2 protein-coding genes are annotated in these 24,299 nt (G+C 64.8%); both read right to left on the bottom strand.

Annotation, left to right across the window (positions count from 1 at the left end; all coding sequences use genetic code 11):
* Positions 1 to 41 precede the first annotated feature (41 nt).
* Positions 42 to 11,843: an amino acid adenylation domain-containing protein gene (locus tag ACPRTJ_RS01315; protein WP_426427847.1), complete on the bottom strand. Its 11,802-nt coding sequence runs from the start codon at positions 11,841 to 11,843 to the stop codon at positions 42 to 44.
* 11 nt (positions 11,844 to 11,854) lie between these two features.
* The gene (locus tag ACPRTJ_RS01310) at positions 11,855 to 24,253 is read right to left on the bottom strand and encodes a non-ribosomal peptide synthase/polyketide synthase (protein ID WP_426427845.1); all 12,399 of its coding nucleotides are present in this window, start codon (positions 24,251 to 24,253) and stop codon (positions 11,855 to 11,857) included.
* Positions 24,254 to 24,299 lie beyond the last annotated feature (46 nt).

Genomic DNA, 24,299 nt, shown 5'->3' with positions numbered 1-24,299 from the left:
TATCGGTAAGCGCCGCCCCGGCTGACGGGGCGGCGGTGGTATCAACAGGTGACGCTGTGGCTTTCCTGCAACTGCTCCAGCACGCGGCGCAGCAGCTCGGGATGCTTGAGCATGTCGTAATGGCCGGCGGCGACCGGTTCGTTGAGTTGCGCCTGCACCAGGCGCAGCTGGGTCTGGCCTGCGCCGGCCCTGGCCCACCAGCACTGCGCTGGCACCTGCGTTGCGGGGAGCCCCTCGATGGCCTCGGACAATGCCTTGAGTTTCATGGCTACACGGAAGGTATGGGCCAGTTCTTCAGCGCCGATGGAGGCGAACGCCGAGGCGCTGATGACCTGGGCCTGCACCTGGGCAATCACCGTTTCGAGGTGGTTGGCAGGGCTGCTGGCGCGCACCTGCAACACCGGCAGCGCGTCACTTGGCACGCCCATGATGACACCCAGGAAGCTGCCAAGGTCTTCGCTCCAGTCCTCATCGGCTGCAGGCTGCGCAGGCGCAGATGATGGCAGAAAGCTGTCCACCAGGCCGAGGAAACCCACCCGCTGGCCCTGTTTCTCAAGCTCTTGCGCGACCAGCACCGCCAGGGTGCCGCCCAGTGACCAACCCAGCAGGTGGTAAGGACCGCTGGCCTGTTTCTGGCGGATGTACTGGGCATAGTCGATGGCCATGGCCTCGAGGGATTCGTCTTCCCAGCTACGCTCCAGCAGCATTCGACATTGCAGGCCATACACGCTGCGCTGGCCTTCCAGGCGGCGAGCCAGCGGCTCGTAGTCGAATACCGTGCCGAAGCCTGCGTGCAGGCAGAACAGCGGCCGCGCCTGTTCGACCGGGCTGTTGAGCAACAGCAACGGGTCGAGGGAAGACACCTGGGCCTCGTAGCCCGATAGCTCGGCGATGGTCGGCTTGCCGATCAGGTCGCGCAGTTTCAGTTCGATGCCCAGCTCCGGCTGGCTACGTACCCTGGACAGCACCTTGAGCACACGCAGCGAGTCGCCCCCCAGTTCGAAGAAGTTGTCGGTAACGCCAACCTGTTCGACCTCCAGCACCTGTTGCCAGATGGCCGCCAAGCCCTGCTCCAGCGCATTGCGCGGGGCGATGAAGGCACGCGCCTTGAAGTCCGGGTCGGGCAGGGCATTGCGGTCGAGCTTGCCGTTGGGGTTGAGCGGGAAGGCGGCCAGCGCGAGGATCTGCGCCGGTACCATGTAGTCGGGCAGCTCGACCTGCAGTGCACCGCGCAGGCGTTCGCCCAGGTCACCGGCGTCGTCCGCTACCACGTAGCCGATCAGTTGCTTGCCGGCGCCGGTTTCACGTGCAACCACCACCGCGTCGGACACCCCGGGTTGCTGGCGCAGGCGCGATTCGATTTCGCCCAGCTCAATGCGGAAACCGCGCACCTTGACCTGATTGTCCAGTCGGCCGAGGTAGTCGAACACGCCGTCGGCGCGCTGGCGCACCAGGTCACCGGTGCGGTACAGGCGGCTGCCATCGCCCGCGAACGGGTCGGCAACGAAGCGTTCGGCGCTGAGCCCGGGACGCTGGTGATAGCCGCGCGCCACGCCTTCGCCACCGAGGTACAGCTCGCCGGCCACGCCGTCGGGCACCGGGTTGAGCTGGTCGTCGAGTACGTACAGGGTACGTCGACCCACGCGGGTGCCGATGGGCGCATACACCGCACCGCACTGCTGGCTGGCGTCGACTTTCCACAGCAACGGCGTGACCACGGTTTCGGTGGGGCCGTAGCCGTTGGTGAGATAGGCCGGCTTGAGTGCACGCTTGACCAGCTCGAAGTTGGCCTCGGCCACCGCGTCACCACCAAAGCAGTACACCCGCACCGCCGGTGGCGGCGCTTCGACGCTGGCGGCGTATTCGGCCAGTTGCTGCAGGTAGGCGGGCGGGAAGCAGGCGATATCGATGTTGTGCGCGTGCAGGGCCTGCCAGGTTTCCTCGGCAGTCCACAGGCGGTTGTCGCGCAGCACCAGCTGGCCGCCGCCGAGCAGGGTCGACTGCCAGCGTTCCTGGGCACCGTCGAAGGCGAACGACATGAACAGCAGCTCGCGGGTGCTGGCGTCCATCGCGTAGCGCTCGGCAATCGCCAGGCAGTGCATGCGGATCTGCCCGTGGCTGACGGCCACTCCTTTGGGCTTGCCGGTGGAGCCGGAGGTGTAGATCAGGTAGGCGAGGTTGTCCGCGTCGGCGCGAGGCGCCGGGCAACTGGCGGGGTAGGTGTCCAGGGCCAGATGGTCAAGTGTGATCAGGGTGCCGGCACCGGCATCGGCAAACCGGTGCTGGAGTGAGCGTTGCGTCAGCAGCACCGGCATGCGCGAGTCTTCGACGATCCACTTGACGCGCTCCTGCGGGTAGTCGATGTCGAGCGGAACGTAGGCTGCGCCGGTCTTCATCACGGCATAGAACGCCACGATCACGTCGACCGAACGCTCCAGGGCAATGCCGACGCACACTTCAGGGCCGATGCCCTGTGCGATCAGGTGGTGGGCCAGCCGGTTGGCGCGGGTTTCCAGTTCGCCGTAGCTCAACTGCACATCGGCGCAGGTGACCGCGATACGCTGCGGCTGCCGTTCGGCATGGCTGCGGATGCACTCGGCCAGCAGCGCCGGGTCGTGGCTCGGCGGCGCCAGTTGATTGTGTTGTGCAAGTGCCTGCTGTTCGTCGGCACTGAGCATCGACAGGCTGCCCAGGGTTGCTTGAGGGTTGTCGAGCAGGGCATCGAGCAAGGTTTCGAAGCTGGTGCGGATCTGCGCCGTGGCAGCCTCGGTGAAGCGGTTGCGCAGGTAGAGGAACTCGATCTTGAGGGTGCGGCCCAGGTTGATCGCCAGGTCCATGGCGAAGTTGGTGACGTCACGACTGTTCACCTCGCCAAAGCTCAACTGATTCTGCTCGGCTTCCTGCAGACGGTCGTCCACCGGGTAGTTTTCGAACACGATGATGCTGTCGAACAGTGCCTGGCCGTTCTGCCCCGACCAGCGCTGCACGTCGGCCAGCGAGGCATGCTCCTGGTCACGAACCTCCAGGTTGTAGGTTTGCAGTGCTTGCAGCCACTGCGCCAGCGGCATGTGCGGCTGCGGGGTCTGAATGATCGGCAGGGTATTGATGAACAGCCCGAGCATTTCTTCGGCACCGGGCAGGCTGGCCGGGCGACCGGCCACGGTGGCGCCGAAGCACACGGTGGGCTGGCCGGTGTAGCGTTGCAACAGCAGCAGCCATACGGCCTGGATCAGTGTGTTGGGCGTGATACGCAGGCGCTGGGTCTGTTCGCGCAGGCGCTGGGTGCGTGCTTCGTCCCAGTGCAGATACAGCGCTGCATGCCCTTGCAGGTCGCCGGCCGGACGCGGTGCAATGCTGCCGGCCAGCAGGGTCGGGCCTTCAAGGTCGTGCAGCTTGTGTTTCCAGAACTGCTCCAGGCTGGCCTGGGACTGATTCTGCAGCCATTGGATATGGTCGCGATATTGCCCGCGCTTTGCCGGTGGCGTGCGCCCGTGGTACAGCTCCAGCACTTCGCCGAGCAGGCGCGAGCTGGACCAACCGTCCATCAGGATGTGGTGGCTGGTCCAGATCAGGTGGTGCTTGTGCTCGCCCAGGTCGATCAGCGTCAGGCGCGTCAACGGCGCCTGCAGCAGATCGAAGCCTTCGGCGCAGTCCGCTTCAAGGATACGTTGCAGGGCCTTTTCATCGAACGTCGTGGCTTGCCTGGCCAAGCGACGCACCGGCAGGGTGGCGTGTTTGTACACCACTTGCAGCGGCTCATTCAGCTCGTTGGCCGACCAGAACCCGGTGCGCAGGATTTCATGGCGGGCAATCGCGGTGTTCCAGGCCGCGATGAACCGTTCGGGGTCCAACCCGATAACCGGTACGCTCATCTGGTTGATGTAGAGGCTGGCCTCGTTGGACTCCAGCGTGTGAAACAGCATGCCTTGCTGCATGGGCGAGAGTGGGTAGAGGTCCTGCACGTCGCTGCACGGTACTGGCAAACGGTCCAGTTGCGGCTGGCTAAGACGCGCCAGCGCGAAGTCCGATGGCGTCAGCCCCCTGTGCTGCGGGTCGCGACAATGCGCAATGACGGCCGCCAGTTCCAGGCAGAAGGCATCGGCCAGTTGCTGAACCGTCGCCTCCTCGAACATTTCGCTGCTGAAGCTCCAGTTCATGCTCAACTCGCCGCCATACACCTGGCCGTTGAGCGACAGCCAGTTGCCCAGCGTTGCGTGGGCACTCTGGTTGGCGCCGGTGCTTTCAGCGGCCGGTGCGAACAGCGCGCCCTCATTGCTGTCGAAGCTGGCGTCGAACTGGCCCAGGTAGTTGAAGGTGATGCGTGGGACGGGCAGTTCGCCCAGGGCCTGACGCGCGCTCCCATCGCCAAGAAAGCGCAGTGCGCCGTAGCCGATGCCCTTGTTGGGAATGGCGCGCAGCTGTTCCTTGATTGCCTTGATCGACTCGCCCATACCGCTGGCGGGGGTGAGCTTGACCGGGAACACGCTGGTGAACCAACCCACGGTACGGGTCAGGTCGATCGTGTCGAACAGGTCTTCGCGGCCATGGCCTTCCAGCTCGATCAGGCTGCTTGGCGAGCCGCTCCAACGGCCGATCACGCGTGCCAGTGCGGTCAGCAGCAAATCGTTGATCTGTGTGCGATAGGCCGCCGGTGCCTCCTGCAGCAGTTGGCGGGTGAGCTGCGTGTCGAGGCGGCTTTGCACGCTGCGTGCGTGGCGGTTCAGCAAGCTGCCGTGTGGGCGCTCGCAGGGCAGTGTGGTGGGTACATCCTGCAGTTGCGCCTGCCAGTAGTGCAGTTCCTTTTGCAGGGCCTCGCTGTGTGCATAGCCTTGCAACTGCTCGGCCCAGGCCTTGACCGAGCTGGTTTTGCCCGGCAGTTTCGTCGGCTGGTTTACCAGCCGTTGCTGGTAGGCCAGTTGCAGGTCTTCGAAGAGGATGCGCCACGACACGCCATCCACCGCCAGGTGGTGAATGACCAACAGCAGGCGCTGCTGGCCATCGGGCAGGGTCGCCAGCAGGGCGCGCAGCAGCGGGCCTTGCTGGATGTTCAGGCTGGCCTGGGCGCGATTGGCCCATTCGTTGAGCGCAGGCTCGTCAGCGACCTCGGCCTGCCACAGCGATTTGCAGGTCGGGTCCACTGGCAGGTAGCGAGCACCTGGATGTTCGCCGTCGAGGAAGAACACCAGGCGCAAGGCATCGTGGTGTTCCAGCAGCGCGTGCAAGGCATGGTCCAGTACGGTTGCATCCAGCGGCCTGGATGGTTCGAGCATCACCGATTGATTGAAGTGATGCGGTTCGGGGGTATCGCTGAGCAAGAACAGTTGCTGGATCGGCAGCAGGGGCGTGGTGCCGAGCACGGGGCCCTGATCGATCTGCTGCGTGGTGTCGGCGACCTGCGCGACACTGGCCAGGCTCTTGATGGTCTGGTGCTGGAACAGGTCTTTGGCGCTGAAGCGGATCCCGCTCTGGCGGGCACGGCTGACCACCTGGATCGAGATGATCGAGTCGCCACCGAGCTCGAAGAAGTTGTCGTCCAGACCAATGCGCGGCAGCTTGAGCACGTCTTGCCACAAGGTGGCGATGCGTTTTTCCATTTCGGTCTGCGGTGCCACGTATTCACGCTGCAGCAAGCTCGCATCCGGCGCCGGCAGGGCGCGGCGGTCGAGCTTGCCGTTGGCCGTCAGTGGCCATTGCTCCAGGAACAGCAGGTGCGTGGGCACCATGTAGTCCGGCAGTTCGGCCTTGAGCCCGGCCTTGAGTTGATCACGCAACTGGGTGTGCTCGGCATTGGCGTCCTGCGGCACGACGTAGCCCACCAACTGCTGGCCGCTCGGCCCGTCCACCGCCAGCACCAACGCCTCGCGCACCGCAGCCTGTTGCGCCAGACGTGCCTCGATCTCACCCAGTTCGATGCGGAAGCCCCGGATCTTGACCTGATGGTCGATGCGGCCGACGTATTCGACGATGCCATCCTGGCGATAACGCGCCAGGTCGCCCGTGCGGTACAGGCGCTCGCCGCGGGCCGAGAACGGATCGGGCACGAAACGTGTGGCGGTGAGATCGGCACGCTTGAGATAACCACGCGCCAGACCGGCCTGGCCCACATACAGCTCGCCGATGGCGCCTTTTGGCACCGGGTTCAGGTCGGCATCGAGCAGGTACCACGACAGGTCCGGGATCGGCTCGCCAATCGGACTTGCCGCATCGCCGGCCAAGTCTTCAAGGCTGACTGGACGGTAAGTGACGTGCACCGTGGTCTCGGTGATGCCGTACATGTTGATCAGTTGCGGCTGCTGATCGCCGAAGCGCTCGAACCAAGGGCGCAGGCTGTGCACGTCGAGAGCTTCACCACCGAATACCACGTAGCGCAGGGCGGGTTTGGCTGCTGCATTGGCGGGGGCACAGGCCACCTGCATCAGCTGTTTGAACGCCGATGGCGTCTGGTTGAGCACGGTGACCCCCTGCTCGCACAGCAACTGGAAGAACTCTTCCGGTGCCCGGCTGGTGGCCTGCGGCACGATGACCAGCCTGCCGCCATACAGCAGCGCGCCAAAGATTTCCCACACCGAGAAGTCGAAGGCATAGGAGTGGAACAGGCTCCACACGTCACTCGGCCCGAAGTTGAACCAGTGTTCGGTGGCGGCAAACAGGCGTAGCACGTTGTGGTGCGCGAGCAACGCGCCCTTGGGTTTGCCGGTGGAGCCGGAGGTATAGATCACATAGGCCAGGTTGGCCGGGTCAAGCGTCAGGCCTGGGTTGCTGGCGGCATAACCAGTGAAGTCATCGTCCAGCAGCAACGTGCGCACCCCGGCCGGCGTTGGCAAACCCAGGTGCGACTGGGCCAGCACCACGCTCAGGCCGCTGTCCTCCATCATGTAGGCCAGGCGGTCCTCGGGGTACGCCGGGTCCAGTGGCACATAAGCGCCGCCGGCCTTGAGGATCGCCAGCAGGCCGACCACCATCTCCAGGCTGCGCTCGCAGGCCAGGCCCACCAGCACCTCTGGCCCGATGCCCTGGGCAATCAACGCATGGGCCATCTGGTTGGCGCGTTCGTTGAGTTCGCGGTAGCTGAGCTGGGTGTCACCCAGGGTCAGCGCGATGGAGCCCGGCGCACGCGCAGCCTGGGCTTCGATCAGTTCATGGAGGCAGCGCTGGCTGGCGAACTGCGCAGGCGCCGGGTTCCATTGCTGGAGATTGGCCTGTTGCTCGCGGGCGTCGAGCAACGGCAGTTCGCCGACGCGCTGTTGCGGGTCAGCGACAATCGCCTGCAGCAGGTTCTGCCAGTGCCGGGCCAGACGCTCGATGGTGGCCGCCTCGAACAGATCGGTGGCATAGGTGAATACCGCTGAGAAGCCTTCGGCGCTTTCAGTTGTATGCAGCATCAGATCGAATTGCGATGTCTGCTTGTCCCAGGCGAGGAACTCTACGTCCAAATTTGGCAGCGCGTTTTGCCTTTGTACGCCACGTGTCTCGCCCTGGTGGCTGAACATGACTTGAAACAACGGATTGTGACTCAGGCTTCGTTCAGGCTGCAGCGCTTCAACCAGCTGTTCGAACGGAAGGTCCTGATGAGCTTGGGCCTGCAAAGTAATGTTTCTAACCTGATCAAGCAGGGTGGCGACGGTGTGCTGACTTTCTATCTCGGTTTTGAGCACCAAGGTATTGACGAAGAAGCCGATCAAGCGCTCGGTTTCCATACGATTTCTGTTGGCAACGGGCACGCCTACACGAATGTCGCGTTGGCCGTTGTATCGATGCAGCAGCATTTGGAACGAGGCCATCAACAGCATGAAGGGCGTGATGCCGCGCTGTTGTGCAAGTTTTTTGAGGCTCAGCGCTAGTGGTTGATCGAGCGTAAGCGCGAGATGGTCCCCACGGAAACTCTGCTCTGGCGGTCTGGCATGGTCTGTCGGCAATGTTATGACGGAATGCTCGCCGCTCAACTGCTTGAGCCAGTAGTGCAGTTGCCGATCCCGCTCTCCGGCCTCCATCCACTCGCGTTGCCACAGCGCATAGTCTGCATACTGAATGGGCAGTACGGGTAGCACAACATCCTGGCCTGCGCTGTATGCGCTGTACAGGCTGATCAGTTCGTCGACCATCACCTGCATCGACCACGCATCGGAAACGATATGATGCTGGGTCATGATCAACACATGGTCATCGGCTGCCAATTGCAGCAGCTTCACCCGTAACAATGGCCCCTGATCCAATGCAAACAGACGGTTGATTTCGACTTCGACAAAGGTGTCTATCTGGTCTTTCTGATTGGTCAGGTCTTCCTGTTCTATCAGCATGGCTGGTTGATGGGTGACTATCTGGTGCAGTTGGTCATCTTCTTGAGTGAAGTGCGTTCGCAGACTTTCATGACGCGCTAGCAACGTGTCGAAGCTACGTTGCAGTGCCTTCAGGTCCAGATGGCCGCGCAGGCGCAGGGCCGCCGGCAGGTGATAGGCACTGCTCTGCGGGTCCAGCTGCCAGAGGAACCACTGGCGCTCCTGGGCGTAGGACAGCGGCAGCGGCACGCCGCGTTCGACCGCAACCAGCGCAGGCTCGTCAATGCGCTTCAATGCATCCAGCGTGGCGACGAAATCCGCCAGGCGACTGTGTTCGAACAGCGTGCGCAAGGCCACGTCGAAGCCCAGCACCTGACGCACCCGCGAGATCACCTGGGTGGCCAGCAGCGAATGCCCGCCCAGCTCGAAGAAATCGTCGGTACGGCCGATACGCTCGCAGCCGAGCATCTGTTGCCAGAGGGCGGCGATCTGTTGTTCAAGTTCGCCCTGCGGCGCCACGTACTCGGCCTGCAGCAGGCTCGCATCCGGGGCCGGCAGGGCGCGGCGGTCGAGCTTGCCGTTGGCCGTCAGTGGCCATTGCTCCAGGAACAACAGGTGCGTGGGCACCATGTAGTCCGGCAGTTCGGCCTTGAGTCGGGTTTTCAGTTCTTCCCGCAGGGCCGTGGGGTCGGCGTCGTTATCGTGGGGCAGTACATAACCCACCAGTTGCTGGCCGCTCGGCCCGTCCACCGCCAGCACCAGCGCCTCGCGCACCACAGCCTGTTGCGCCAGACGTGCCTCGATCTCACCCAGTTCGATGCGGAAGCCGCGGATCTTGACCTGATGGTCGATGCGGCCGACGTACTCGACGATGCCATCCTGGCGATAACGCGCCAGGTCGCCCGTGCGGTACAGGCGCTCGCCGCGGGCCGAGAACGGGTCGGGCACGAAGCGCGTGGCGGTGAGATCGGCACGCTTGAGATAACCACGCGCCAGGCCGGCCTGGCCCACATACAGCTCGCCGATGGCGCCTTTTGGCACCGGGTTCAGGTCGGCATCGAGCAGGTACCACGACAGGTCCGGGATCGGCTCGCCGATGGGGCTTGCCGCATCGCCGGCCAGATCGGCCAGCGACACAGGACGGTAAGTGACGTGCACCGTGGTCTCGGTGATGCCGTACATGTTGATCAGTTGCGGCTGCTGATCGCCAAAGCGCTCGAACCAAGGGCGCAGGCTGTGCACGTCGAGGGCTTCGCCACCGAATACCACGTAGCGCAGGGCGGGCTTCATCTCGGCTTGCGCCGGAGCACAGGCCACCTGCATCAGCTGTTTGAACGCCGATGGCGTCTGGTTGAGTACGGTGACCCCCTGCTGGCACAGCAGCTGGAAGAACTCTTCCGGTGCCCGGCTGGTGGCCTGCGGCACGATGACCAGCCTGCCGCCATACAGCAGCGCACCAAAGATCTCCCACACCGAGAAGTCGAAGGCATAGGAGTGGAACAGGCTCCACACGTCACTCGACCCGAAGGCGAACCAGTGTTCGGTGGCGGCAAACAGGCGTAGCACGTTGTGGTGCGCCAGCAACGCGCCCTTGGGTTTGCCGGTGGAGCCGGAGGTGTAGATCACATAGGCCAGGTTGGCAGGGTCCAGCGAGAGTGCCGGGTTGTGCGTGGCGAAGGCGCCGAAGTCATCGTCCAGCAGCAACGTGCGCACGCCTTGCGGAACTGGCAGTTGCAGGTGCGACTGGGCCAGCACCACGCTCAGGCCGCTGTCTTCCATCATGTAGGCCAGGCGGTCCTCGGGGTACGCCGGGTCCAGTGGCACATAGGCGCCGCCGGCCTTGAGGATCGCCAGCAGGCCGACGACCATCTCCAGGCTGCGCTCGCAGGCCAGGCCCACCAGCACCTCTGGCCCGATGCCCTGGGCAATCAACGCATGGGCCATCTGGTTGGCGCGTTCGTTGAGTTCGCGGTAGCTGAGCTGGGCGTCACCCAGGGTCAGCGCGATGGAGCCCGGCGCACGCGCAGCCTGGGCTTCGATCAGTTCATGGAGGCAGCGCTGGCTGGCGAACTGCGCAGGCGCCGGGTTCCATTGCTGGAGGTTGGCCTGTTGCTCGCGGGCATCGAGCAACGGCAGTTCGCCGACGCGCTGTTGCGGGTCAGCGACAATCGCCTGCAGCAGGTTCTGCCAGTGCCGGGCCAGACGCTCGATGGTCGCGGCGTCGAACAGATCGGTGGCATACGTGAAGCTTGCCGAGAAGCCAGTCGGCGATTCGGCGGTGTTGAGCGTCAGGTCGAACTGCGCGCTGTGGGTGTCCCACTGCAGGTTTTCGACCTGCAGCGCATCCGAGTGGTCTGATGCCTGCCGCGTTTCATTGACCAGCCCGCGATGGTTGTACATGGCCTGGAACAGCGGTGTGACGCTCATGCTGCGGGTGGGTTGCAGCGCTTCGACCAGGTAGCCGAAAGGCAACTCCTGATACTGCTGTGCTTCGAGCGACGTCTGCTTCACCTGCTGCAACAGTGCCTCAAAGCTCGATGCGGTGCTGAAGTCGGCCTTGTAGACCTGGGTGTTGACGAAGAAGCCGATCAGACCCTCGGTCTCGACCCGGTTGCGGTTGGCCACTGGCACGCCGACGCGGATGTCCGCCTGACGACTGTAGCGGTGCAGAAGGGTCTGGAATGAGGCAAGCAACAGCATGAAAGGGGTCACGTTGTGCGATTGGGCCAGGTGTTTGAGACGCTGGGCGACGGTGTGATCGAGGTCGACATCCAGGCGCGCTCCGCGGTGGCTTTGCTCGGAGGGGCGCGGGCGGTCCAGTGGCAACTCCAGCACCGACTGCTCGCCACCGAGCTTTTCAGTCCAGTACTGCAACTGCCGCTCACGTTCGCCGGCTTCCATCCAGCGTCGCTGCCAGATGGCGTAGTCGGCGTACTGGATCGGCAGCTCGGGCAACGTCACCTCGCGCCCCTGGCTGTAGCCGGCATACAACTGCACCAGGTCGCTGACCATGATCTCCAGCGAGGCGGCGTCCGACACGATGTGGTGCTGAACCAGCACCAGCACATGCTCGTCCGGCGCCGAGGATGCTAACGCGATGCGCAACAGAGGGCCGTGCTCCAGGTCGAACGGGGCCTGTGTCTGCGCCTGGACAAAGGCCAGAACCGCCGCCTCTGTCTGGGGGGCCAGCACATGACGCGCAATTTCCAGCGTCAGGTGCGGGGCAATGCGCTGCACCGGGCCGTCGTGGGTCTGGGCGAAGGTGGTGCGCAGGGCCTGGTGGCGTGCCACCAGGGCGTTGAAACTGCGCTCCAGCGCGTTCGCGTTCAACGGGCCCTTCATGCGCAGCGCAATGCAGATGTGGTAGGCCGCACTCTGCGGCTCCAGCTGCCAGAGGAACCACTGACGCTCCTGTGCGAAGGACAGCGGAACCGTCTCGACCTCCGACTGCACCTGCGGGATCGGCAGGTTGGCCGGCGACACGCCTTCGCCGAGCATTTTTTCTAGAAACACTTTGCGCTTGTCCAGCGGGAGGGTGATGAATCGCTTGGCGATCCGTGCAGCCATGTCCTTGTCCATCACACTTCCTCCAATTCGTCGAACAGTGCTTCGAGTTTGCTGAGTTTCGTGGTGTCGACCTGGGCACCGAGTTGCGCCACCTGTGCAGTGAAATCACCCAGGACAGGGAATTGGAACAGCTCGTGCGGGCTCACCTGTATCCCCACATCCAGTTGCATGCGTGACATCACGCGAATCACCATCAAGGAATGTCCACCCAGTTCGAAGAAGTTGTCGTGCAGGCCGATGCGCTCGCAGCCGAGCACGTGCTGCCAGATGGCAGCAATGCGCTGCTCCAGCTCGCTTTGCGGGGCTACATATTCGCGTTGCAGCTGGCTGGCATCGGGCTTGGGCAGCGCCTTGCGCTCCAGCTTGCCGTTCGGGCTCAGCGGCATCTGCTTCAGCCATACCCATTGCGCCGGGATCATGTAGTCCGGCAGATGTGCATTCAGTGCGTGCCTGAGGTGCTCGCGCAGGTCGTCCTGCCCGGTACCAGCACTTGGCACCACATACCCCACCAGTTGCTGGCCGGTGGCACCCTCGATCGCCAGCACCACCGCTTCGCGCACGGCGTCGAGTGCCATCAGGCGTGCCTCGATTTCACCCAGCTCGATGCGCAGGCCGCGGATCTTCACCTGATGATCGATACGCCCGCGGTATTCGATCACGCCGTCGGCGCGGTAGCAGGCAAGGTCGCCGGTGCGGTACAGGCGCTTGCCTTCGCCGAACGGGCTGGTGACAAAGCGCTCGGCAGTCAGTGCGGCGCGGCGGTGGTAACCCCGCGCCAGGCCTTCGCCGGCCAGGTAGAGCTCACCGGTGACGCCCGCCGGCAACAGCCCCAGGTCGTCGCCGAGGATGTAGGTCTGCAGGTTGGCAATCGGCTGGCCGATCGGTACGCCATCCTTGCCTTCCTCGCGGCAGGTCCAGTGAGTCACGTCGATGGCGGCTTCGGTAGGGCCATACAGGTTGTACAGGCCGGCGTTCGGCAACTTGGCGAACACCTGCTGCTGCGCGTCCACCGGCAGGGCCTCGCCGCTGCAGACGATGCGGGTGAGGCTGGTGCAGCTCGGCACACCGGCATCCAGCAGGAAGGCCTGCAGCATCGACGGTACGAAGTGCAGGGTGCTGACCTGGTGCTGGTTGATCAGCGCTACCAGCCTGGCCGGGTCGCGGTGGTCGCCAGGAGCAGCGACCACAAGGCGCGCACCGGTCATCAGCGGCCAGAAGAACTCCCACACCGACACGTCGAAGCTGAACGGGGTCTTCTGCAGTACCGTGTCGCTGGCGTCCAGGGCGTAGGCCTGCTGCATCCAGCACAGGCGGTTGGTGAGTGCGCTGTGGCGGTTGCCGGCGCCCTTGGGATTGCCGGTGGAGCCAGAGGTGTAGATGACGTAGGCCAGGTTCTCCGGGTGCAGGGCAATGTCCGGGTTGCTCTGGGCGTGCTCGCTCAGGTCCAGTGTGTCCAGGGCCAGCAGCGGTAGGCCTTCGGGCACCGGCAGCTGTGCCAGCAGGCGCTGCTGGGTCAGCAGCAGGGCGATGCCGCTGTCGTCGAACAGGTAGCCCAGGCGCTCGCGCGGGTATTCCGGGTCCAGCGGCACGTAGGCGCCACCGGCCTTGAGGGTCGCCAGCAGGGCGACGACCATCTCGATGCTGCGTTCCATGGCGATGCCGACCAGCACGTCGGGGCCGACACCGCGTGCAATCAGCGCATGGGCGAGCTGGTTGGCACGGCTGTTGAGTTCGGCATAGCTCAGGTGCTGTTCGCCGAACACCAGGGCCGGCGCGTTCGGTGTCTGTTGGACCTGCGCCTCGATCAATTGATGAACCGGTTGCTCGAGTGGGTAGTGGGTCGATGTCAGGTTCCAGTCGAGCAGTACGGTGTGCTGTTCCTGCGGTGCAAGCATCACCAGGTCGCCGATGGCCTGGTCTGGCGAGTCGAGCATCGCCCTCAGCAGCCTGAGCAGCGAGTGAGCGAGCTTCTCGACCGTGGCGGTATCGAAATGCGCCTGGTCGTAACTTGCCTGCAAGGTCAGCATCGCGCCGAAGCCGACCATCAAGGTCAAGGGATAGTTGGTCTGCTCATGGGTACGGATGCTGCCAAAGTGCAGTGTTGTGCTTGGCGTCTGTTCCAGGGCTTGCGAAATCGGATAGTTCTCGAACACCAGAAGGGTGTCGAACAGGCTTTCGGCGTTCTTGCCGGCCAAGCGTTGAATCTCGAACAACGGGGTGTGTTCATGTTCTCGCAAGCCCAGGTTCTGCGCCTGCACCTGCTGCAGCCATTGGCCGACGCTGAGCTCGGGCAGCGGCGTGGCGACCACTGGCAAGGTGTTGATGAACAGCCCCAGTTGCTGTTCCACCCCGCTGAGCTCCGCCGGGCGACCGGAGACGGTGGCACCGAAGCAGACCGTCGCCTGCGCGCAGTAACGCTGCAGCACGATCAGCCAGGCTGCCTGAACCAGTGTGTTGGGGGTCACCTTCTGCTGGCGGGCAAAGGTCTCGAGCCGGGCAGTGTCGGCCTGTTCGAGCGCGGCTTCGAGGTGTGCGTGGCCGGACCCCGGTGAGCGTTGCGCAGTGATGGCCGCTGCAAGCCGAGTGGGCGCATCGAGGGTCTGTACCTGGGCTTTCCAGAACGTCTCGCTCAGTGTCGGGTCCTGCTGTTGCAGCCAGGCGATGTAATCGCTGTAGCGACCGCTGGACTGGGGCACGCGCTGGCCATGGTAGCGCTGCATCACCTCACCCATCATCTGCGAGTTGCTCCAGCCATCCATCAGGATGTGATGGTGGGTGTAGATGAGGTGATGGCTGTCCTCGCCGGTGCGGACCATGAACAGGCGCAGCAATGGCGGTTGCTGCAGGTCGAACGGCTGCATCAGCTCTTCGCCAGCCAGGGTGTCCAGCGCTGCGCTGCAACCCTGGCGCTCGCGCCAGTCCAGTACGCTGAACGGCAGTTCGACTCGCTTGTGCACCACTTGCAGCGGCTCGTCGAGCTGGCCCTGCCAGAGGAAACCGCTGCGCAGGATGTCATGGGCATCCAGGGTGGCCTGCCAGGCGGCCCGGAAGCGTTCTGCATCCAGGCCGCGTACGTCCAGGCGCATCTGATTGATGTAGTCGCCTGCTTGTTGCTGGTAAAGGGTGTGAAACAGCATGCCCTGTTGCATCGGGGCCAGCGGGTACAGCGTTTCAACCTGCTGGGCCGAAAGGGGCAGTGCATCGAGCTGCGCCTGGCTCAAACGGGCCAGAGGCACGTCCGACGGCGTCAGGCCGTGGTGGTCGGCCTGCAGGCAGTGCTCGATCAGGCGGCTCAGCGAATGCAGGTAATCTTCGGCCAGCCCTTCAATGGTCGATGCATCGTACATTGCGCTGTTGTAGCCCCAGGTCAGGCTCAGTTCACCGGCAAACACCTGGCAGTTGAGGGTCAGCCAGTTGCTCTGCGGGGCGTCCAGGCTCTGCCCGATACCTGCGCTTTCTGCAGCGGGGGCAAACAGCGCACCCTCGTCACTGTCGAAGGTGCCATCAAGCTGGCCCAGGTAATTGAACGTCAGGCGCGGCACAGGCAGCTGCTGCATGGTCTGTTGCATCTGTGCATCGCCCAGGTAGCGCAAGGCGCCGAAGCCGATGCCCTTGTTGGGGATGGCGCGCAGTTGCTCCTTGATCTGCTTGATCGTGCCACCCAGCGTACTGGCCGGGGTCAGGCGTACCGGGAACAGGCTGGTGAACCAGCCGACGGTACGGGTCAGGTCCATGTCTTCGAACAGCTCCTCGCGGCCATGCCCTTCGAGTTGCAGCAGCAGGTCGTCGTGACCGCTCCAGCGCGTGATGACCTGCGCCAGCGCGCTGAGCAGCAGGTCGTTGACCTGGGTGCGATACGCCGCCGGTGCCTGTTGCAGCAACTGGCGGGTGCGTTGCTTGTCCAGCACGACCTGCACACTGTTGCTGTTGCGGTTGATCAGGCGATCGGCTGCACGGTCGCAGGGCAGGTCATTGCTCGCTCCGTGCAACTGCTGCCAGTAGGCGAGTTCCTGGTTCTGCCCGGTGTGCCTGGCGAACGCCTGCAAATGTTCGGCCCAGGCACGCAGCGAGCGGGTCCTGGCGGGCAGTTCGACAGCGTGCCCGGCCACTGCACGGCGGTATGCTGCCTGCAGGTCTTCGAAGAGAATGCGCCACGACACGCCATCGACCGCCAGGTGGTGAATCACCAGCAACAGGCGCTGGCTGCCATCGGCGAGCTCGGCAAGCAGCGCACGGACCAGGCCGCCTTCCAGGTCCAGGCTACGCTGCGCCGATTCGGCCAGCGCTTGTAGCGCATGCGCATCACTGACTGTGTGTTGCCACAGCAGCGGTGTGTGTGCCCAGGCTTCGCGCTGGGCCGCTTGCGAACGGTACTCGCCGGTCCAGCCGCTGGCGGTTTCGGTGAACTGCAGGCGCAAGGCGTCGTGGTGCAGCACCAGGCTTTGCAGGGCCTGCTCCAGCGCCGCCGCATCAAGCCTGGCGTTGGCCTTGAGCAGTACGGCCTGGTTCCAGTGATGCCGCTCGGGCATCGGCAGTTCGAAGAACATCTGCTGGATCGGCAGCAATGCCGTTTCGCCCTGCAAGGGCGATTGGTCGACAACCGAGCGTGCATCGCTGGTCTGGGCAACCGTGGCCAGGCGCTGGATGGTCTGGTGTTCGAACAGCGCCTTGGGAGTGAAGCGGATACCGGCCTGACGGGCGCGACTGACGACCTGGATCGAGATGATCGAGTCGCCGCCCAGTTCGAAGAAGTTGTCGGTAACGCCCACGCGATCAAGCTTGAGTACCGCCTGCCAGATAGCGGCCAGTTGCTGTTCCAGTGGGTTGGAGGCAGCGACATGCTCGCTGCGCGTGGCTGCGTCGCCGATGCCGGGCAGAGCCTTGCGATCAAGCTTGCCGTTCGGGCTCAGCGGCAGTTGTTCCAGCAGTATCAGGTGGGTTGGCACCATGTAGTCGGGCAGACCGGTCAGCAACTGCTGGCGAACAGCATCGCGCCATTGCGCCTGCTGCGCACTGCTGGCCGACGCCAGGGTGGCGTCACTGGCCACCAGGTAGGCGGCCAGTTGCAGGCCGCTGCCTGCTTCAACGGCCAGCACGCTGGCCTCGCGAACGCAGTTCAGTTCGAGCAGGTACGCTTCGATTTCACCGAGTTCGATACGCAGGCCGCGGATCTTCACCTGGTGGTCGACTCGCCCCATGTAGTCGATCACGCCGTCGGCGCGTTGGCGTGCCAGGTCACCGGTACGGTACAGGCGCTGGCCGGCGCCGAACGGGCTGGCGACGAAGCGCTCGGCGGTCAGCGCGGCACGGCGGTGGTAACCGCGCGCCAGGCCTGCACCGGTCAGGTACAACTCGCCGGTGGCACCCGCCGGCAACGGCAGCAGGTCGGCACTGAGCACGTACGCGCCCAGGTTGGCGATCGGCTGGCCGATCGGCACGCTGTTGCGACCTTCGTCGCGGCAGGTCCAGTGGGTCACGTCGATGGCGGCTTCGGTAGGGCCATACAGGTTGTACAGGCCGGCGTTCGGCAACTTGGCGAACACCTGCTGCTGCGCGTCCACCGGCAGGGCCTCGCCGCTGCAGACGATGCGGGTGAGGCTGGTGCAGCTCGGCACACCGGCATCCAGCAGGAAGGCCTGCAGCATCGACGGTACGAAGTGCAGGGTGCTGACCTGGTGCTGGTTGATCAGCGCTACCAGCCTGGCCGGGTCGCGGTGGTCGCCAGGAGCAGCGACCACAAGGCGCGCACCGGTCATCAGCGGCCAGAAGAACTCCCACACCGACACGTCGAAGCTGAACGGGGTCTTCTGCAGTACCGTGTCGCTGGCGTCCAGGGCGTAGGCCTGCTGCATCCAGCACAGGCGGTTGGTGAGTGCGCTGTGGCGGTTGCCGGCGCCCTTGGGATTGCCGGTGGAGCCAGAGGTGTAGATGACGTAGGCCAGGTTCTCCGGGTGCAGGGCAATGTCCGGGTTGCTCTGGGCGTGCTCGCTCAGGTCCAGTGTGTCCAGGGCCAGCAGCGGTACGCCTTCGGGCACCGGCAGCTGTGCCAGCAGGTGCTGCTGGGTCAGCAGCAGGGCGATGCCGCTGTCGTCGAACAGGTAACCCAGGCGCTCGCGCGGGTATTCCGGGTCCAGCGGCACGTAGGCGCCACCGGCCTTGAGGGTCGCCAGCAGGGCGACGACCATCTCGATGCTGCGTTCCATGGCGATGCCGACCAGCACGTCGGGGCCGACACCGCGTGCAATCAGCGCATGGGCGAGCTGGTTGGCACGGCTGTTGAGTTCGGCATAGCTCAGGTGCTGCCCGCCGAACACCAGGGCCGGGGAGCCGGGGGTCCGCTCGACCTGGTCTTCGATCAGCTGGTGCACGCAGCGTTCGAGCGGGTATTCGGTGCTGGTGGCGTTCCACGCCTGGACGACCTGCTGGCGTTCGGTCGACGCGAGCATCTCCAGCTCGCCCAGGTGTTGGCGGGGGTTGTCGCGCATGCGTTCGAGCAGGTTGAGCAGGTGCTCGCCGATGGCCTGCACGCCCGCGTCGCTGAAATGCTGTCGCGAATAGCTGGCATGCAGCAGCAGCGAGTCGCCAGCACTGATGGCCAGGGTCAGCGGGTAGTTGGTCTGTTCGTGATAGTCGACTGCACCGAATGTCAGCCCGGCGGGCGCCTCCTGTTCCAGGGCTTCGGCCACCGGGTAGTTCTCGAACACCAGGATGTTGTCGAACAGTGCCTCGCCCTGTTGACCGGACCAGCGCTGGATATCGCTCAGCGCGGTGTGTTCGTGCTCACGCAGGCCAAGGTTGATTTCCTGCACCTGCTGCAGCCAGCTGGCCACGCTGACGTCGGGGCGCGGGCTGGCGATGACCGGCAGGGTATTGATGAACAGGCCGATCTGCTGTTCCACGCCCGCGATATCAGCCGGGCGCCCGGCCACGGTGGCCCCGAAACATACGCAGCGCTGGCCGCTGTACTGTTGCAGCACTACCAGCCAAGCGGCTTGCACGAGGGTGTTGAGGGTGACTTTCTGCTGGCGTGCGAAGTCGTTGAGGCGTTGAGTGCGTGGCGCATCCAGGCTCAGGTAGCAGGCGCCATGGCCCTGCGCCGGCGTGCTGTTGACGACCGAATGCGCGAGCCGGGTGGGCTCCTCCAGGTCGGCCAGTTGAGTGTGCCAGTAGGCCTGGTCAAGTACGGCGTCCTGACGGCCGAGCCAGTCGATGTAGTCGCGGTAGCGGCCTGGCGGGGTAGCGAGGGCCTGGCCGCTGTAGCGTTGCAACACTTCGCCGAGCAACTGCGAGGTGCTCCAGCCATCCATCAGGATGTGGTGGCTGGTATGGATCAGGTGATAGTGCCCAGGTGCGGTGCACACCAGCACAAGCCTGAACAGCGCAGCCTTGTCCAGCGCCAGGTCCTGTTGCAGCTGCTCGGCGGCCAGTGCGTCGAGCGCGCCCGGCAGGTCAGTGCGTTGCTGCCAGTCGAGCAGGCTGAACGGCACGCGCATCTGCCTGTACACCGCCTGCAGTGGCTGCGCCATTTCGCCTTGCCAGAGGAACACCGTGCGCAGGCTGTCGTGTCGGTCGACGGCGGCCTGCCAGGCTTCGGCGAATGCCTGGGGGTCCAGGCCGCTGATGTCCAGGCGCATCTGGTTGATGTAGCTGCGACCGTCCTGGTCGTGGGCTTCCTGCTCGTAGAGGGTATGGAACAGCATGCCTTGCTGCAGCGGCGACAGCGGATAGAGGTCGTCAATCAATGCCAGGTCGATCGGCAGGGCATCCAGTTGCGCCTGGTCGAGCCCGGCCAGCGGGAAGTCCGACGGGGTAGCGCCCTGATTCAGGCTGTCACAGCAGTGGTCGATCAGTGCGCCGAGCTCTGCGACATAGTCCTCTGCCAGACGCTCTATCACCTGCGGGGCGAAGCGGTTCTGGTCATAGGTCCAGCTCAGGCTCAACTCGCCGGCGTACACCTGGCCATTGATGCTCAGCCAGTTGCTCAGCGGGGCATCGGCGTGTTTCTCGGCACCTGCCGCTTCGCTGGCCGGTATCAGCAGCGGTTGCTGGGTGTCATCGAAGCTGGTGTCGAACTGGCCGAGGTAGTTGAAGGTGATACGTGCATCTGGCAGCGCCTGCAACACCTCGCGCACGGCTTGCTCGCCCAGGTAGCGCAGGGCACCGAAACCGATGCCTTTGTCGGGTATGCCACGCAGTTGCTCCTTGACCTGCTTGATGGTGGCCTGCAGGTCATGTCCCGCCGACAGCCGGAGCGGGAAGGCACTGGTGAACCACCCCACGGTACGGGTGAGGTCCAGCCCTTCACTCAGCTCTTCGCGGCCATGCCCTTCGAGCTGGATGAGGTTGTCGGCCTGTCCGGTCCAGCGTGCGAGTACTCGGGCCAGCGCGCTGAGCAGCAGGTCGTTGACCTGGGTGCGGTAGGCCGCAGGAGCCTGTTGCAGCAGGCGACGCGTGCGTTCGCTGTCCAGGTGCGAATCGAGCAGCGCGACCTGTGCCGGTGCGCCCATGGCGCTCCGGGCATCGGGCAGGTCGGCTGCGATGGCCTGGTGCTGGTCCAGCCAGTAGTCCAGCTCGCCGATGGCCTGGCCCCTGGCATGCTCGCGCAGCGCCTGGGCGAAGGCCTGCAGCGAACTGGTACGGGCCGGCAATTGGGGGGGCTGGCCAGCCAGGCACTGCTGGTAGGCGCTTTGCAGGTCATCAAACAGGATGCGCCAGGAAACCCCGTCGATCACCAGGTGGTGGGCTACCAGTAACAGGCGTTGACGCCCATCGGCCAGGCTCACCAGCAGCGCGCGCAGCAACGGGCCGTGTTCGAGGTCCAGGCTGCGCTGGGCGCGTTCGCACAACTGCTCCAGTTCGCGATCATCGCACGCCACCGCTTGTAGCAGGGCGTTGTGGGCGTCGGCAGGCGCGCGGTAGACGCTGTTCCAGCCCTGTGCCTGCTGGGTGAAACTCAGGCGCAATGCGTCGTGGTGGTTGATCAGGGTGTTCACTGCCTGTTCCAGCACAGCGGCATCGAGTGGCTGCCCGGCCGGCTTGAGCAGGACCGACTGGTTCCAGTGATGACGTGATGGCACCGGCGTATCGAAGAATGCCTGCTGAATCGGCAGCAGCGCGACCGTGCCGCTGGCCGGCCCCTGGTCGATGTGTGCAACCGGGTCGTCGAACTGTGCGACCTGGGCCAGCCCCTGCACGGTCTGGTGCTGGAACAGCTGTTTGGGAGTAAAGCGAATGCCAGCCTGACGGGCGCGGCTGACCACCTGGATGGAGACGATCGAGTCGCCACCCAGTTCGAAGAAGTTGTCGTTCAAGCCGATGTTCGGCTGCTTGAGCACTTCCTGCCAGAGCATCGCGATCTGGCGTTCCATGGCGCTTTGCGGGGCCGCGTACCGGTAGCCGGTGGGCGCGGTGTCGGGCATAGGCAAGGCCTTGCGGTCGAGCTTGCCGTTGCGTGTCAGGGGCAGGCCGTCGAGCAGCAGCAAGTGGGCCGGTACCATGTAGGCCGGCAGTTGCTGTTTGAGCCCGGCGATCAGGGCCTGGCGCAACTGGTCCTGCGCCTGAGCATCGGGCAAAGGCCGGGTGGCCACCACATAGGCCACCAGGCGCTGGCTGCCCAGGTAGTCCGGGGCCAGTACCACGGCTTCGGCCACCTGGGGCTGTTGCAGCAGGCGTGCCTCGATCTCGCCCAGTTCGATGCGCAGGCCGTGCAGCTTGATCTGGTGGTCGATGCGGCCGACATAGTCGATCACGCCGTCGTCGCGATAGCGGGTCAGGTCGCCACTGCGGTACAGGCGCTCGCCGTGTCCGGCGAAGGGGTCTGGCACGAAGCGTTCGGCGGTCAGCCCGGGCCGGGCGTGGTAGCCGCGGGCCAGGGCCACGCCACCGATCAGCAGCTCGCCACTGACGCCGATGGCGCAGGGGTTCAGCTCGTGGTCGAGCACGTGGGTGCGCAGGTTGCTGATTGGCTGGCCGATGGGCACGATGGCGCCGTCGGGCGTGGCCGGCACGCTGTAGCAGCACGTGTCGATGGTGGCTTCGCTGGGCCCGTAGAGGTTGTAGATACGGGCGTCGCTGACGCTGCGCAGTTGCTGCACCAACGCCGGGCTCAGCGCTTCGCCGCCCAGCAGGATTGCCCGCAGGCTGGCCAGTGATGTGCGCTCGGCCTGGCCCATCAGGGCTTGCAGCAGCGAAGGCGCGGCTTGCAGCACGGTGATGCGCTGGGCCTGCACTTCGGGCCACAGCAGCGACATGTCGTCGTTCAGTTCAGGGCCAGCCAGCACCAGTTGCGCGCCGTTGAGCAACGGCAGCCAGAACTCCCAGACCGAGGCATCGAAGCTGAACGCGGTTTTTTGCAGCACCCGGTCCTGGGCCTGCAATTGCAGGGTCTGCTGCATCCACAGCATGTGGTTGGTGAGTGCGCCATGACGAACCTGCACGCCCTTGGGGCGACCGGTGGAGCCGGAGGTGTAGATGATGTAGGCCAGGTTGTCCGCGTCGATCACTGGCGTCGGGTTGCTGTCGGCATACCCCTGCAGTTCGTTGTCGGCCTGCTCCAGCAGCATGACCGGCAGGGCCTCGGGCAGCAGCAGGCCAGGGTGCACCGATGCCTGGGTCAACAGCAGTGCAATGTCGCTGTGCTCGATCATGTAGGCCAGGCGATCCTGCGGGTAGCCGGTGTCCAGCGGCACATAGGCGCCCCCGGCCTTGAGCACGCCCAGCAGCCCGATCACCATCTCCAGGCTGCGCTCGCACGCAATGCCCACGCCGACCTCTGCACCTACGCCCAGCTCCAGGAGCTTGTGCGCCAGGCGGTTGGCGCGCTGGTTGAGTTGACGATAGGTGAGAGCGGCACTGCCCAGGCGTACGGCGACGGCATCCGGGGTGGCGTGCGCCTGACGTTCGAACAGGGTCTGCAGGTTGGCATGCGCGCCGAAGTCCGTGGCTGTGGCGTTCCAGGTGTGGAGGGCCATCTGCTGTTCGGCACGCTCGAGCATTGGCAGCTCGCCCAGGCGCAGTTGAGGCGTTTCGACAAGCCCCTGAAGCAGGTGCTGCCAGTGGCCGGCCAGACGCTCGATGGTCTGTGGCAGGAACAGTGCGGTGCTGTAGCTGAACGTGGCGTCGATCTGCTGCTGGCTGTAGTCGATCTCCAGCGACAGGTCGAACTTGGCCTGCTGCTGCTCGACACCGAGAAATTCCATCTCCAGGCCATCCAGGCGCAGTTGTGCTGCGTCCTGGTTGGCCACGCGCCAGTTGAACAGCGTCTGGAACAGCGGGTTGGCCTGGGTGCTGCGTTGCAGTTGCAGGTCTTCCAGAATCAGCTCGATGGGGTAGTCGGCGTGCTCCAGTGCGGCCAACGACTGTTCGCGCAGGCGTTGAAGAAATTCGGCGACGGGTTGCGCGCCGTCGAGTCGGGCACGGTACACCTGGCTGCTGACGAAGAAGCCGACCAGCGCCTGTGTCTGGCCCTGGCTGCGGGTTGCATTGGGCACGCCGACGGTGAAGTCGTGCTGGCCGGTATAGCGACCCAGCAGCAGTTGCCAGGCACCCAGCAGCACGATGAAGGGGGTCAGCCCCTGTTGCTGGCAGAATCGCTGCAGGGCGCTGCCCAGCGAGGCCGGCAGGGTAAGGCAATGGTTGCCGACGAGGTGTAGCTGGTCTGGTGCATGCGGCCTGTCGAAGGGCAGGTCCAGGCTCGGCAGCTCGCCGTCGAGCACTTGCTTCCAATGGGCGGTCGCGCGTTCGTGGGCGGCGCTGAGCGGGTACTGCTGGCGCTGCCAGTGCGCGTAGTCGGCGTATTGGATCGACGGCCGCTGCAGGCCACCGGGCAGGCCTGCCTGCGCTTGCGCAAAGGCTTGGGCCAGGTCCTGCAGCAGGATCGCATTGGACCAGGCATCGGACACGATGTGGTGCATGTTCAGCAGCAGCACGTGCTCGCTGGCACCGGTACGCAACAGCGTGCCGCGAATCAGAGGTGCCTGGCTCAGGTCGAACGGTTGGGCCAGGTCGGCGTCATGGTGCCGGCGTATGGCTGCGTCGCGCTCGGTGGCGGGCAGTTCGCCCAGATTGTGCCGTGCAAGTATCAGTCGCGCCTGGCGGTCGACCTGCTGCTGCGCCAGGTTGTCGATTTCGACGAAGCGGGTGCGCAGGATATCGTGCTTGTCGATCACTGCATTCAACGCCTGCTCCAGCGCGTCGGCGTTCAGCGGACCGTTCAGGCGCAGTGCGCGCGGCAGGTTGTAGGCACAGCTCTGCGGGTCGAACTGCTGCAGGAACCAGAGGCGCTGCTGAGCGAAGGACAAGGCGCCATGCGTGGGTGCGCAACCGGCCTTGATCACGTGTTCGGAGCCGGCTTCGTCGGCCAGCAGCAGGGCCAGCAGGTCGTCGTCGGAGGGGTGATTCATCTGGTTCATGTCGATCTCGTCGCCGTCGGCAGAAATTGAGCGTTGTCAGGAAGAC

The organism is Pseudomonas palmensis (genome assembly GCF_049942755.1).
Lineage (GTDB): Bacteria > Pseudomonadota > Gammaproteobacteria > Pseudomonadales > Pseudomonadaceae > Aquipseudomonas > Aquipseudomonas palmensis.
The sequence above is the reverse complement of the archived record's forward strand: the minus strand, read 5'-3'. Positions and strand labels throughout refer to the sequence as shown.

Excerpts from the sequence above, each read along its gene's own strand:
- ACPRTJ_RS01315 (WP_426427847.1), bottom strand. The coding sequence starts at position 11,843 with ATGGCTGCACGGATCGCCAAGCGATTCATCACCCTCCCGCTGGACAAG.
- ACPRTJ_RS01310 (WP_426427845.1), bottom strand. The coding sequence starts at position 24,253 with ATGAACCAGATGAATCACCCCTCCGACGACGACCTGCTGGCCCTGCTG.